The following is a 15,051-nucleotide window of genomic DNA, read 5'->3' on the forward strand; positions in this document are numbered from 1 at the left end:
TAAGTATTTTCAAATTTACAAAACTAGATTGTATTGTTTTTATAAAACTCTAAATATGCATTATTTACAAAAGTTTCCATTTCCTTTTCAAAGCGTTCTTTAGAAAATTTTAGTGCGTGTGTTCTAATTTCTTTAGGATCAAATTGGAGTTCTTCAAATTTTGACACGGCATCAATAATGGCTATTTCATTTTGTTTATTAAAGAAAACACCCGTTTTATTTTTAATTATGGTTTCAGTTGCCCCACCTCTTCCATAAGCTATTACTGGTGTACCACACGCTTGCGCCTCAACTGGTATTATACCAAAATCCTCTTCGGCAGCAAAAACAAAAGCTTTCGCTTTTCTCATATAATCTGTTAGCTTCTCTTTATTTACAAATCCAACAAGTTCTATATTTGATTTGGCAATTTTTTTTATGGCACTATATTCTGGACCATCACCAGAAACAATTAATTTTTTATTTGGCATGTTATTAAAGGCACGTACAATAAGTTCAATTTTTTTATAAGGTACCATTCGGGAAGCCGTAAAATAATAATCATCCTTATCTGTTTCTAATGGAAAAGCATGTACATTTACTGGAGGATAGATAACAACCGAATCTCTATTATAAATCTTTTTTATACGTCTAGCAATATATTTTGAATTGGCAACAAACAAATCTACCCTATTTACGGTTGCCAAATCCCATAAACGCATTTTATGTAATACATATTTAGCATACATGGATTTTAACCCTTTATTAAGTTTTGCTTCACGCAGGTACTGATGATATAAATCCCACGCATAACGCATTGGCGAATGACAATAGCAAATATGCAATTGATTTTGATGTGTTAGAACTCCTTTAGCTACGGAAGCTGAAGAACTTAATACCAAATCGTATTCGCTTAAATCAAATTGCTCTATGGCGTTTGGAAAGAATTGTAAAAATTTCCTGTGATTGGATTTTGCTGTTGGCAATTTTTGGATAAAACTTGTAGAAACAGATTTACCGTTTAGAATGAAGGCTCTATCGGCATCGTTTAAATAATCCACTAATGCAAAATGGTCAAAATCTTCCCATATCGTATTAAGCGAATGAACCACTTTTTCGGCTCCTCCACTTACATAATACCAATCATGAACTAATGCTTTCCTCATGTAGTTTTTTTTCGAAGATTTTCAGTAAAAAAAGTAAAAACAAGAAACCGAATAAAACATATATTCCAGCACCTCTTGTATAACTAAGAATCATCAAAAATACATTAATAATTAAAAAGTACATTAAAATAGGTGAGTAAATGACGGATTGAAAAGATTTTTGATATATATATTTCTGAAATACGCCAAATAAAAACAAGAGTACTAAGGAAAACCAACGGAAATCAATATAGTAGGAACCAAATTGCGTTAAATACACATACTTTCGAGGCGACAAATTAGCAATTGGGATTGACGACAAACTAATTTTATTAAAAAATTTAGGAATGATAGAGTAATTATACATCCCATAACCTATGGACAAACTATCTATATCAATAATATGGTTAAACTCAAAAGCGCCATGTGTAATATATTGTCCTGTGTGCAAACCAGACATAACATAAAGCTTTGTTAGTTGGGAATGATTTGTGGTTTCAAAATAATTAATGGCTGCATCGGTTGGTTTTAAAATTTCATTATAACGGCTTTCAAGCAAGGATTTGTAAAAAGTATCATCAAAATTTTCAGAATAATTTTCACGTTTTAGTAAAATTAACATGGAAATACTCATTAAAATCACAACAGCAATTACGGTAATACTAATTCTTTTAAAATTAATTTTAGGTTTTTGATAAGCGATTAAAGTAAAAACGATAATAAGAAAAATCTCAAAAAATGGTTTCCTAGTTCCTTTTAAAATAGCTTCAAGAAGAGGGAAAAACAGTACCACATATGATGCTATGATATAAAATTTAGGACGTTTAAGGTTTGCTCTTATACAAATAACGAAAGGGAAGAAATAAAGGCTTTTAAGAACCGACGCTACAATCAATAACACCTGATTTTGTTTAAAATTGTCATCGTTTAAAAACCGATTAAATTTTAAATCGTTTGCAAAAGATAAATTTCTATTTACGAATAAATCATACCATCTTAATGCAAAGCTTACGACAATAATAATTAATAATAATTTTACAACCTTTTGGGTATTATAGGTTATTCTTTGGTTGGTTATTGTTTTAAAATTGAACATCACAAACCCCGCTATTATGGCAATATAACAAGATACAATAAACAAAATAGTTTTTGTTTTAATAGGCTGTACAGCCTCCAGTGGTAATAACATATAAGCTAAAACCCAAATTAATAAGCCTACCGTTAAGCTCCCAAAAAATAACCAATATGTTTTTATTAAATTCATCTTTAAATAGTATAAAAATAATAAACGCTAGTTATGAAATATATTATAATTAAGGTTATCGCAGACTTTTTAAAATATATTCCTTTACTATACAAACTGCTGTACTGTAATAAACAGGCAACAAAAATAATGGACATGTGTAAAAAGGTTAATAAAGCGAGTGTTAAATAGTTTTGAACAGCGTAGAAAAGTAAAATTGAGATAAAAACCAATATTAAAAATTTAACGTTGTTTTTAGATGCTAGATTCTCGCGATCTATGATATTAGAATTTAAGGCACTAGCAATCCACATGACCATTTGCGCAGACAGTAAGAAATAAACGGTTTTATACGCCTGGTAAGTATCGTTAAAATAGTCTGAAAAGTGCGTAATTATAAAAGGAGCAATAAATTGAATGACGACGGATAAACAGAAAATAAATATAAAAAATAAGTAAAAATATTTATCCAATACTTCAGGATTAAACGTGTATATTTTTTTAAAAAAAGCAATATTAATTACTTGATGAATCATGACTACTACTGCAGATAACCTAAAATAAAAGGCATAGATACCAACGGTTTCAAAATCAAAAAATAACTCAACTAAAATGCGGCCGGATGTGGTTATTAAAAAAATTAAAAATGTTGAAATTAATAGATGAATACTAAACTTTAAAATGGTTTTGTAGCCAAGTAAAGTAGCTTCTTCTTTTACCTTATAATAATTAATAATGCCATATACAACATACACCAAACTATAAGTAAGCACAAAAACATTTATTAGCTGGAGATTAACATCTAATAAATTTAGTTTATCCAGTACATAGGCAACTAGTAAAACTAGGTAGATTCCGGAGTCGATTATTACCGAGGGCGTGGACTTTTCATGAGATTTTAATTGGGTAGAATAAAAAACTTGATTCGCAATTATATAAGACATGTTAAAAGCCAAGTAAAAAACAACATCCAAATTGAAGAAAAAATAGAGTACTTGATTGAGTGCAAAAGGAATTAAAAGAAAAACAGCATGCAGTTTGAAGGCTGGCTTAAGTTCCACCTTTTCTTCTCTCAAAACAAAATACGGGTAGGCACCCGGAACCCCTAAATTTATTATGGTGTTTACAATCATCCCTAATCCTGCTAAAGCATATTCTAACACCCCAAAGTCTGATTTAGTTAGAACATCCGCCAACAGTAATGGAATAAAATAAACAGTTGCTTTTGCAACCATAAAAACCACGCCAAAAATGGCATACTGTTTTAAAAATTTAAACATATAGTTGTTTACGTTTCGCCTTTATTAAATTTTAAAGTTAACAGTTAGGTTTCAATTAAAAACAAAAAGAGTTTAAAATATATTTTAAACCCTTTCATAATAATTATATTATTTGACAATCATCATTCTTTAATTTCTATAATAACGCCATTCGGATCCTCCTCTAAAATAGTAATATCAGGGTTATTATTTATGACTTTAAATTTACCTATTGTAACGGGTTTTTCTTTATTTCCGCTATCAAAATGAGCCGTGTATTTTCCTTTAGATTCTAATTCGTTAATGGTTATATTTTCTATAAAACTATCATAACATTTATTAATCCATAAGGCTTTAAAATCTTTCTCCTCTCCATTTTCGGCATCTTGCATACCTGACATCCCTTCTGAGCTTCCAACACCAAATTTATCTATAATAACCTCATCTATTAAATGATCTCTACCCGTCATATAAATACCATGTCTGTCTGATGATTTAATATGTATTTTTTTTATTTGAACATTAATTGGGTTGTTTCCTGCTCCATCAATTACGAGTGCAGCATGAGCATTTTTATATTTTTCGCTACCTGAACCCAAATCTTGAACTTCAAGGTAATTAATTTTAATATCGTTGCAACCTAAATAAATATGGCATCCTGCATTTCTTAAACCCCATAAGTTTTTAGAAATATCCGATTTCAATATAACTGAATCCATAGCAATATTACTAGCATTCGTTATTCCTAAACCTGCATACCCTACTAAAGTTCCTTTTAAATTTATATTCTCTGGTTTTGGCAATGTATCATGAGTCTGGAGGATATGAATTAAACTAAATTCAGAATTATTAAATTTTAAATTCAAATTTTGTCTATTATTTAGAACTAAATTGGTATTATAATAGCCCTCATGGAAAATCATTTCAATATTTCCAAGTTCTGCCACGTCTAATACTGTTTCCATCATCCCCTTTTTACTTTTGGGATGCGTTTGAGCTGCATTCTCAAAATTAAGACCGTAACGTCTAACATCTCCTTTTGGGTACGTTTCATTTACAACAAAATCTAACTCATTGAATGAGATGGTTTTGATTTGTTCTTCTTTATTTTTCTTGCACGACACAACTATAAAAACAGAAACAAGTGAAACGGTAATTAAATTAAATATTAACTTTCTCATATATCTTTATTCCTTTATCTGATTTTCATATACATAAAACAAAGGTATCATAAAACTAAATATTATAACACCATGTTGCCTGTCTAAATAAGATTCAAAAAAACAGCCTATGGTAAAAAACAATAGGATTATAAAGTAGTACTGGTTTTTTAGATTAACCGATTTAAATAAACAATAAAGTAAAATAATAAATATACTAAAACCAAGTATGCCTGTTTTTAAAGCTTCAGAAATATATTGATTGTGATTATTAAACTTTTCTTTTATTCCTAATTTAAAATAAACTTCTTGGTAACTATTATTAAGGACATCTTGATAATCTCCTGTTCCTGTGCCAAACGGAAAATGATTTATAATTTCTTCAAGGGATAAGTAATTAATTAACAACCTATGCTCCAAGGTATTTTTTGTATAAGTTACCTTATTTTTAGTCTTGATAATCTCAATATTAAAATCTGTAGATTTTAGCATAATATTAAACTTATGTTTTATTCCTGTCGTATTATAAACCAATAAAGCTAATAACATAGGTGTTACGAAAAAAATAAATAGTTTAAATAAGAGCTTTTCATTTTTAAAGTGGTCAATCAGTTTTATACTAAAAACTAATACCAACATTAATATTGATGTTTTATTAGAAAATAAAAAAACAAAGAACAATAAACAAATTATATAAAAAATGTTTAGTATCACATTTTTCCTAGCAATCAACTCATCTAATGAAAAAATTATTGGTATTACAAATATAAATACCATATAAAATTGACTAATTCCCAATTTTTCTGTCAACACAAACAAGGCAAAGACATGTAATGAAAGTTGATCTATAAATACATGAATGCTTAAGAATATGGTGAATACTACAATTACGTAAAGTCTTATAAATCTCAATACTTTGTAAAACAAATTTTTATCTAAATATTCCACATATATTATTGCTGGCAAAAACAAGGTAGGTAATATTGTATTAACACGTTTTAAACCATAATCAAAATTTTCAGAATAACTTAAACCAATACATTGAAAAACAAAATAAAGAACGAATAACAAAATTATTTTGTTAGATTTTATCTGACTCCATTTTAATTTTAAGTTACTTCTAGTGTCACTTAAAAAGAAAAGCACAAACAAAAATGTAGAAATTGATAAAAGCGCATAAGATAAAACATAAGCCATAAAAGTTATGGCAATAAGCATTATATAAATATACTCTCTATGCTTAAAAAATAAGTTTTTTAAATTACCTGTCATTCTATAGTTTTTAAACGCTTAACTAGAACGTTTGTTAGAATGTCATCCAAAATTAAGGCGTCTTTATATTCTACATCCAGCACTAAATTTTCTATAATTGTAGGCATTCCAGAATTACCTTCATCCAATTTTAATGGGTACCCATTTTTTGAGTATTTGGTTAAAATTTGAACATTTTCAAAGATACAGTTGTTACATCTATTAATCCAAAGTCCTGAAAGTATTTTCTCATTACCTTTACCGGCATCTTGCATACCAGTCATGAAATTAGTTGTGCCTTGTGCGTATTTGTCAATTTTTATTTTTTTAAAAATGTTGTTAGTGCCAGTTATGTATGCTCCATGGCGATCAGATGATTTGATATAGACCTCGTTTATTGTAATATTAGTTGGATTTTCGCGCGATCCATCTATAGCCAAGGCGGCATGATTATTTTTAAAAACTATATTTCCAGATGCTAAATCTTCAATTTCTAAATAGTTTATTAATAAACTGTCAGTTCCTTTATAAATATGACAGCCTCTACTTTTAGATTCCTTTAATGTTTTTTGAGGATTTAATTTAATAATTACAGAATCCGCAGTTACATTTTTAGAATGATAAATACCAAATCCTTCGTATAAAATTAGCGTTCCTTCGAGGGTAATATTTCGGGATTGGGATCCACCCTCATTGGTAATATGAACTAAATCAAATGCAGCCTCGTTAAAATGTAAATCGATATTTTTTCTGGAATTAAAAACTAAATTAACTCCATAATACCCTTTAGGGAAATTTATTTTTATTGGACTATTTTCGGCTAAATCCAATACTGAACTTATTAATGATTTTCCAGTATTAGGATGCTTTTTATCATTTAATGAATCTGGAAATATACCATACCTCCTAGCATCTCCCAAGGCATAATTAGAGTTTAGCACATAATTAATATCATTTATCTGAACGGGTTTGGAGTCAATAGCCTTAGGCTCAAAGTTATCACACTGTAAAAAAAGCAAAGATATTAATAACATACAGCAAATTTTAAATTTCCGCATTGCTTGTGTTTTTTTTATAGAACGAATAAATTACTAACCAATATATTAAGTTTGCTGAAGCTCCTAAATGAAATGTCTGCACAAACATAGAACCAACAAGAACAAGAATATAGACACTATTTATAGGACTCTTTTTAATAGAGTTTACTGCTATTAAGAATACTGGTATAGCATAATACATAAACCCTAATATTCCATTATTAAGCAACAATGTAAGCCAACCATTTTCTGCATTGTTCTTATATTCATTAACGAAAGCACCATTGTTACCAAATATTAAATTCAAAAAGTCGTAATTTAACAACATATCAAAACCACGTATCCAAAAATTAATTCTTTCTGAATTACCTTCATTAGAAACATCAAATGCTTCTTTAAGCCTATCAATTGAAGTTTTATCTAATAAGAAATATAAAGCTAAAAAGACGCCGAAAAAACCTGAAATTAATAACAATATTGATTTAGGCCTTAATAAAATTGAAGCTAAATTATATTTTTTAAAATAATATGTAGCCAAAATAATTCCGCAAAATACAATTCCTAATCTGCCATTTGCTATAATTGATATAAGAAATATAATATAAAGCATCTTTACATTTTTCCTAAATATCAAAGCAGTACCTATAGCAGATTGAGAAAGCGCTAAAGGACCTTCAAAATATACTTTAGATCTAAATATACCAGAATAACCACCATAGAATTTTTCATCCAAAGGTCTATATCCAAAAAAGGTGTCTCTTGAAACAACAAATAAATACTCTTGATTAATAAATTCATAGAAAGCTAAAATTAAGGTTAGAATAATAAACACTTTCATTACCCTTAAAAAGTAATCGTAGTTATTAATAATAACTATAGCAGTTATTGGACTTAAATAAATATTTATATCAAAACTATTGAGCCAAAAAGGGCTGGATATTATAAATATCAGAATAGAAGCAATTAAATAAATAAACAGTTGGCTATCTATTTTAAGTTTTGGGTTAAAAATTAAACCAACAATAAAAAAAGCATATCCAGTCAATAACAATAGTGGTCTAAAGCTATTGATATTAAATGCTATTTCAGCCAACAGGTAAAAATAGAAACTTAATATAATGGATAGAACACTTAGGTTACCAAAAAAAGCGGCAACCTTATGCTTATTAATTCGTAAGCTTATAGCCTTATCCATTTTTTGAATAAACTTCTTCTATTAAATTATGACCTTTTACTTTTTTCAGTTTCGACCTAATAGTAATAATATTGTTATCAACATGCCTCATTTTCTGACTTACGTACATACCTTTTTCCATAAGATTTTTGGATATAATACTTCCAGCCCCAATATTTATAGCATTATTTACAACAACACCTGGGTTAAAAATACAGCGAGATCCCACGTACACATTATTTTGTATTTTTATTTCACCATCTATTCTAATCCTAGCGGGACCCGTATCATCATGATAGTATCCGTGTGTCCATAATTGCGAGCCAATTCCAGCGAGAATGGAGTGCTGACCGATAGAAATAGATTTTGTTAAATCTAGAAAATGATTTGAAACTATAATTGCGTTTTCACCTAAATGTAGTACAGCCTTTCCATAAGAAATTGGCGCTTTAGAGCGTCTAATTTTATTTTGTTTAGAAATACCTGCATGTTTTTCTAAAAACACAGTCAGAGGTCCATTCAATATATTAAAGTTCCCAATAAAACTAGACTCTTCAAGAATGAGACTTTCTACCTTTATAAAATTAAAATGCTTAATTTTTGAATGTTTTTTTAACTCAATATTTTTAACTGCTAATATACCAAAACCAATGTAAGATTTATAAGATATAGCATGACCAAGTGTTCTCAATAAAAAAATCTTAATAATATTTATAGGAATAAGCCCAAACAATAGCGTCAATAATTTTTTCATGTGTAAAATATTTTTCAGTTAAAAAATTTATAAAGCCAACGTTAAAGGTACATACTAAATAAAGATACTAACTTATTTTTGCTTATTTGATTTTGAAATAGTTTGCTGTAAATTTATGTCAAACGCTTCATTTATATTATTTCTAAAATCATCCAAGTTATAACTGAAAGTTTGTTTATCATAATTTAATTTTATTTTATTGTAATTAAAACTAAACTTATCTTTTAAAATTCTTTCCACACAATACTTTGGTTGCTTTATCTCTAAATTTCTATCACGAAATTGCATGGTTGCATATATTATTCCCGGAGTTGCAAAAGGCATAACATACTTTAAGTCTTGATACCTACAGCTATTATGAACTATTTGTTGTGTAGACCCTTGTAGAAACGTGAAATTTTTGGCATACATTTCCAGACTATTAAATGTGTTTAAAGTGCTTTTTGAAAATAAAAATTCTTCATATAAATAGTCGTAATATTCGTCCGTTTTATCCATATCTAAAACACGACAGTATTTATATTCATCCATTAACGCCAGTAATAACTCATCTTCTGTTTCCCCAAGTTTAAATCGTTTTTTAGTCTTTAAGTTTAAGAGTTTAACAGCAAATTTTGAGATTAATGCGTTAGGTTTAAACATCATATAACGCCGTAAATAGCTAATAAAGCTGTTTTCCGAAGGTCCAAACGTGAAAATACTATCCGAAGTTGAGCCATTGAGAACGAGCACCTCCTTTCCATATCTTTTTTTAATCTCCACAATCCCTTTAAAATGAACGGGTGTAAAGTGTTTATCTAGCAATTGTATTTCATTGATGTCATTAAGCTCATCTTGAGAAAACGAATCAAATTTAACCGAAATGATTTCAGTTTTCATTTTTAAAGCCTTAGATACCTGATTTACCTTTTGAAAATCCAAAAAAGCTTGATTAAACGTGGGCTCTAACTTTAAAAAAACAGGCGTAAAATCGATTTCATGTTTCTTTAAAAATAGAGCTAAAAGACATGAATCTTTACCTCCTGAAAACATTAAAATAACCTTCTTATTTAGTTGTTTAATTCGGCTAAAGGTATCATCTAAATCTTGATAAACTTTTTCTGTATGTTTTTGATTGTTTTGAGTTAAAATTGCATTTTTAAAATACAAGTTTTCAGAAAAATCATTCAGTTTAATTTTGGTTTCAGTAGCAGGTTTAAACTTATTAATTCCTTTAAATAATGTTTTACCTCCCGTTGTACAATCATGAGTTTTCCAATACGCCAACTCCATTTCATTAATTTCTATGGAGGATATTTTGGCTAATAAAAATCTATAGTCATCAGAAATTAACAAATGATTTTTAATCCATAGATAATACATTCTATAAGCGCCAATAATATCAGTAACAACTATAACTTCATCTGGTTTAATTTGTATCTTAAACCAAGAGCCTTTAATATCATTATAATTATCAGTACTTAAATTACCTAAAGGATGACCAAAAAAAATGCCATTTTCATCTTCCGAAAAAGCAGAATCAAAAATAGTTATATCAATCTTTTGATTATTAAATTCAATTGTTTTTTTAAACATTATTTTTTTCTATAACTTTTTTAAAGGCTGAAGAAACAATTTCTATATTACTACTCGACATACAGTTTTCATCGCTAAAGGGATCGGAAATGATGCCTTGATAACTGGTGGAATTGAGAACATTTATAAAGTCAATTTTTTCTTGATTTGAAATTTTGTTAAACGACTTATTCTTTACCGAATTTATCAAAGGCTCTAATTCGGTATCCACATTATTTATAAATATACAGTTATTGGCCGTATTATTTACCGTTTTAGTTAAGGTTACAATAGGTTTGTTACTCAATACACATTCTATAGCTACAGTTCCAGTAACTGTAATAACAAGGTCTATAAAAGGTAAAACATCATCCATTTTAACGTGATGTTGTAAGCCTATAATATTAGCAGAATCCTTAACATAATTTACAAGCGCTCTAGATAATTCATATTTAGATTTTGGATTAGGCTTCACCACTAAAACGGTATCATCAGACAAGGATTTACTAATGGCTTTTATAAGTTGCAATTGATTTCTATGTTTCCGTCCCCAAACATCTATATTGGCTTCTGGTTGCATTTGTAATGGGTAGAGAACAACCGTTTTGTTAGGCGTGTTTATCGTATTTTGTGCAAACGCATCCCAAAGCTTAATATTTTTATCCTTCTCTTTCTCTAGTTTAAATTTAATTAATGGACTCGGTGTATTGTATTTTTCACCTTTAATATAAGATTGAATTTTTTTAATTTTATCTTTAATAATTTCACCTTTCGAAATACGCCTAGGTTTCATATAATCTGGCGCAGTTTTTCGGTTAATTATTTGGTCTATGACGTTTTCTGCCTCCTCATTTGAAAGGAATTCATTACTCCCAAAATAAGGCTCTAACGTGTTATATTTATAAAATGAAAAACGCCCAATTGGATATCTACAGGTACATGGGTTTAAATAAAGTATATCTTGCTTTATACAATTGTTTATTGTTAATAGTTCATGAAAAGCTGTGGATTCTCCAAAAACTAAATCGGGTTTAAGCGCATTTAAATACTGTTCAATTTTAGCATTGTAATAGTAGAAATAAGCCGTATTCTTTTTGTTAAAATGATTAAACTGCCTATCACTTTTTATAACATCTTCAACCGCTTCATCTTTAACATTAATAGGTTTATTACCGCTCGGATAGTCTATTATATGCGTTTCAAAATTTCCTGATGGTAAAAATTCTTTGTTTTGAACAAGCCAGTGGACTTCATGTCCACTTTTGCTTAATTGATTAGCAACGGACGCCATTAAAAACGTTTTGTACCTATTTTCTATAAATAACAATTTCATATTATAAGCTTTCAATCATTTTAAGAGTCAAGGGCTCACCTCTTTTTACAGCACTCACAAACTTTTTACCTAAAATTTCATTATAATATTTGGGGTGCAATCCAAATCCAGGTCTTACAGATTTTATGTTGTCTGTAGAGATTATATCACCAGGTTTTATATTCTGCGTAACAAATAAAGAACGAGAAAACTCTCTGCTTTTCTTCTTTTTATCTGTCATTTTATAATCTACATTACCCATTAGTTTTTCGGTTAAACGAACTGCATCGACCATTTGTTTAAATTCAATTTCATCTAAGGAAAAATGTGCATCCGCCCCACCAATACTTTTATCTAAAATAAAATGTTTTTCGATCACTCTAGCGCCCAATGCCACAGCTACCATTGGCGCTTCAATTCCCATGGTATGATCGGACAAGCCCACTTTAACGCCAAATCGTTTAGAAATATCTGGTATAGTAAGCAGGTTAGCATCTTCTGGATCTGCAGGATAAGCTGAAGTGCATTTTAAAATAGTAATATCGATATTTCCTTGTTCTTTACAGGCTGCTATTGCTAATTCAATATCCTCTATAGTTGCAATTCCAGTGGATATGATAATTGGTTTTTGTTTGGATGCTATGTAACTAATTAGGGGTATATCTGTAATTTCAAAAGAAGCCACTTTGTAAATAGGCGTATTTAATTTCTCTAAAAAATCAACCGCGGTTTTATCAAAAGGCGATGAAAAACAAATTAATCCTTCTTCTTTGGCTAAATCGTATAAAGGTTTATGCCATTCCCAAGGCAAAGAGGCTTCTTTGTACAAATCGTATAAATATTGTCCATCCCATGCGGTACCTTGCTTAATTTTAAATAAATCTGTTTCAACATCGAGCGTAATCGTATCCGCAGTATAAGTTTGTAATTTGATTGCATCAGCCCCCGTACGCTTTGCAGCGCGAATCGTTTCCTTTGCAATCTCTATACTGCCACCATGATTTGCTGATAATTCCGCTATTATAAAAACTTTATTCATGCTTGTATTCATATTTTAACGCTTCGGTCTTATTTATTATTTCTTTTCCTTGAAATACGAAACTCGCTCTTTCAAATGATTTTTTTGAGGCGATGTTATCTTCCTTTATAAAGGCTATTATCTTGTCCTTAGAGATTTCAACAAAACTCTTACAAGACCGTTTTAACAATGGGGCGGATAATTTCTTACCTCTAAATTTCTCATCTATTGTGATTCCGATTATAAAAGCATTATATTCTTTATTAAAATCAAAACGCACTAAGCCTGCTAGTGTAGCATCTACTTCACAAATAAAATAATGCGAATTAATGTTATTTATCTTCGATTGAAACCATTTTGAATGTTCCTCATAGATAATAGGTTTAGAATTAAAGGAATTTCTTCGTGTTTCCCCATCATTTGCCCATAAGAAAGTAATTTCTTCATCTTTACTTTCCATTTTTCTAAGCTTTATGGATCTCTGAATTTTAGAATGTATAACAACATCGATAAATCTCTTATTAAAAAAACAATGACCTTCTAATACCGCTTCTTTTCTAAATTTCCTTTCTTCTAAAACAACATATAAATGTGGTCTAAGATCAAAAGCAAAAGTATATAATTTATGAAAATTTAACTCTTTGAATGCCACTTCTTCAATTAGGTCCAAATAAATTCCCCAATGCTTTTTAAACTCATTTTGTTCTAATTCTGTTTTCATTATAAATGAAATCTCAGCATTTTGATCTATCCAATTGATATGAACTAGACCACCATAACCAATACACTCATTATTCTTTAGATAAGAAAATAAAATTTGATCTGGTCTCTCTTGGCCAAATAAGTTCGCAACAACATTTTGAAAATAGTTTTCTTGATCATCTTCTGTCAATAAAGAGTTCTGTCGCAAATGATACATTTGTTCATTGCGCCACTGCATAATATCAAAACGATCTTCATAACGGATAGGAATAATTGAATAATCTCCAATACCAAAAGATTGCTTTGTTAATGATTTATATGAGTTTTTAAAATTTATCATTTATATATCCGTAATTAATCATAACCCTGTAATATTAGCAATAACGACCCTTTCAAAGAGTCTATCTTCAAAATATCTCCTGTTAAGCTTATGAACAAACTCATCAAGATATAGTTGCAAGTATTTCCCTTTGATTTTATGATAATTGCCGAGGAGGTTTCTTTTAGCATTACTTATAAATATATGAACCCATTTTAAAGTTTCTTCGGTAGATTCCTTGCTTGATTTTTCAGTAACATGCATTTCTATGTAATCGGCGATATCTACATAAGAAGTGCTTTTATCTGTAAATACGATAGTTTTTTCATCTACACATTCCTTTATTGTTTCGTTGACCTCACTAGATTGATGAGTCTGTAAAACTTTAGCTTTAAAATAGCGTACCTGATTAGATTTTTTGCCCGTTTTACCATCAGCTCTAAAGATTATTTTTTTCATTATTGATTAATAATTTGTATTTCATTTCTGCCAAAGCCCAATCAGTTTGAGTATCTATATCTTGTGCTTCTAATGCTGAAATTACTATAGCTCCAGAGTTGGATGTAAATAATTTTTTTTCTTTTAGGAAAGAAGAAATCATTAACCAATAAAACTGACCTGCATCATGATATCGAGGTTCTAAATCTTGCGATCTGGTGTTCAAGTGCGCTTCCCAAACCATCTCAATTTTGTTATTCTTTTTCTTTAAAGAACGTTGAATAGGAAAAGAAAATTCTATTACAGGAAAAACACTTTCAAACTTTTCATCTACCAATTTTTGATATGCATCCCGAATCTTTTTAGCTGAAATAAATGGTGCTGTTGGCAATAAACAACAAACTGTATCAAATATTTTATCTATGTCAGAATATCCGTTTAAAACCTCTTGCACGACATCTGACAATACCGCAAAATCGTTGGCATTAGTGCTGCTTCTTAAAAATGGGACTTTGGCGCCGTATTTTCTAGCTATTTCTGCTATTTCTTTATCATCAGTAGAAACCATAACCTCATCAAATAAATCACTTTTTAAGGCTGCTTCTATTGAATAGGCTATAATAGGTTTACCTAAAAAAGGTTTAACATTCTTTCTTGGAATGCGCTTACTCCCACCTCTTGCTGGAATTATTGCTAAATTAGCCAT

Annotated in this window: 13 protein-coding genes and 1 pseudogene; all 14 read right to left on the reverse strand. The window is 29.4% G+C overall.

Annotated features, from left to right (window positions below):
- Positions 1-23: 23 nt before the first annotated feature.
- The 14 genes and pseudogenes from ACFPH8_RS02485 to pseF all read right to left on the reverse strand — a co-directional run bounded on the left by ACFPH8_RS02485 (position 24) and on the right by pseF (position 15,051).
- Entirely contained in the window at positions 24-1,145 is a 1,122-nt protein-coding gene (locus tag ACFPH8_RS02485) for a glycosyltransferase family 4 protein (RefSeq protein ID WP_248396832.1), read from the reverse strand.
- The gene (locus tag ACFPH8_RS02490) at positions 1,123-2,388 is read right to left on the reverse strand and encodes an oligosaccharide repeat unit polymerase (protein WP_376858326.1); all 1,266 of its coding nucleotides are present in this window, start codon (positions 2,386-2,388) and stop codon (positions 1,123-1,125) included. Before ACFPH8_RS02490 ends, ACFPH8_RS02485 begins: the two co-directional genes overlap by 23 nt.
- A 2-nt stretch (positions 2,389-2,390) precedes the next feature.
- A complete protein-coding gene (locus tag ACFPH8_RS02495) occupies positions 2,391-3,647 on the reverse strand; it encodes a polysaccharide biosynthesis protein (protein ID WP_376858327.1) in 1,257 nt (418 codons plus the stop codon).
- Positions 3,648-3,769: 122 nt separating this feature from the next.
- Positions 3,770-4,807, reverse strand: a complete 1,038-nt coding sequence (locus tag ACFPH8_RS02500; protein ID WP_376858328.1) for a hypothetical protein — start codon at positions 4,805-4,807, stop codon at positions 3,770-3,772.
- Between the two features lie 6 nt (positions 4,808-4,813).
- Positions 4,814-6,058 (reverse strand): O-antigen ligase family protein, encoded by a 1,245-nt coding sequence (locus ACFPH8_RS02505; RefSeq protein WP_376858329.1) that lies wholly within the window; start codon positions 6,056-6,058, stop codon positions 4,814-4,816.
- The gene (locus tag ACFPH8_RS02510) at positions 6,055-7,071 is read right to left on the reverse strand and encodes a hypothetical protein (RefSeq protein WP_376858330.1); all 1,017 of its coding nucleotides are present in this window, start codon (positions 7,069-7,071) and stop codon (positions 6,055-6,057) included. The genes ACFPH8_RS02505 and ACFPH8_RS02510 overlap by 4 nt, the downstream gene beginning before the upstream one ends.
- A 10-nt stretch (positions 7,072-7,081) precedes the next feature.
- The gene (locus tag ACFPH8_RS02515; protein WP_376858331.1) at positions 7,082-8,269 is read right to left on the reverse strand and encodes a hypothetical protein; all 1,188 of its coding nucleotides are present in this window, start codon (positions 8,267-8,269) and stop codon (positions 7,082-7,084) included.
- The gene (locus ACFPH8_RS02520) at positions 8,262-9,002 is read right to left on the reverse strand and encodes an acyltransferase (RefSeq protein ID WP_376858332.1); all 741 of its coding nucleotides are present in this window, start codon (positions 9,000-9,002) and stop codon (positions 8,262-8,264) included. The genes ACFPH8_RS02515 and ACFPH8_RS02520 overlap by 8 nt, the downstream gene beginning before the upstream one ends.
- A 72-nt stretch (positions 9,003-9,074) precedes the next feature.
- A complete protein-coding gene (locus ACFPH8_RS02525; protein ID WP_376858333.1) occupies positions 9,075-10,577 on the reverse strand; it encodes a hypothetical protein in 1,503 nt (500 codons plus the stop codon).
- Entirely contained in the window at positions 10,570-11,889 is a 1,320-nt protein-coding gene (locus ACFPH8_RS02530; protein WP_376858334.1) for a capsular polysaccharide export protein, LipB/KpsS family, read from the reverse strand. The genes ACFPH8_RS02525 and ACFPH8_RS02530 overlap by 8 nt, the downstream gene beginning before the upstream one ends.
- Before the next feature lies 1 nt (position 11,890).
- Positions 11,891-12,919, reverse strand: a complete 1,029-nt coding sequence (gene pseI, locus ACFPH8_RS02535; RefSeq protein WP_376858335.1) for a pseudaminic acid synthase — start codon at positions 12,917-12,919, stop codon at positions 11,891-11,893.
- Positions 12,900-13,928 carry a GNAT family N-acetyltransferase gene (locus tag ACFPH8_RS02540; protein WP_376858336.1) on the reverse strand — a complete coding sequence of 343 codons (1,029 nt, stop codon included), beginning with the start codon at positions 13,926-13,928 and terminating at the stop codon, positions 12,900-12,902. Before ACFPH8_RS02540 ends, pseI begins: the two co-directional genes overlap by 20 nt.
- A gap of 18 nt (positions 13,929-13,946) precedes the next feature.
- Positions 13,947-14,342 (reverse strand): annotated as a pseudogene (locus ACFPH8_RS02545) (IS1595 family transposase); the annotation flags it as partial.
- A gap of 4 nt (positions 14,343-14,346) precedes the next feature.
- Complete coding sequence (pseF, locus tag ACFPH8_RS02550; RefSeq protein WP_376858337.1) at positions 14,347-15,051, reverse strand: pseudaminic acid cytidylyltransferase; 705 nt, start codon at positions 15,049-15,051, stop codon at positions 14,347-14,349.

Source organism: Bizionia hallyeonensis (assembly GCF_042657385.1).
Lineage (GTDB): Bacteria > Bacteroidota > Bacteroidia > Flavobacteriales > Flavobacteriaceae > Algorimicrobium > Algorimicrobium hallyeonense.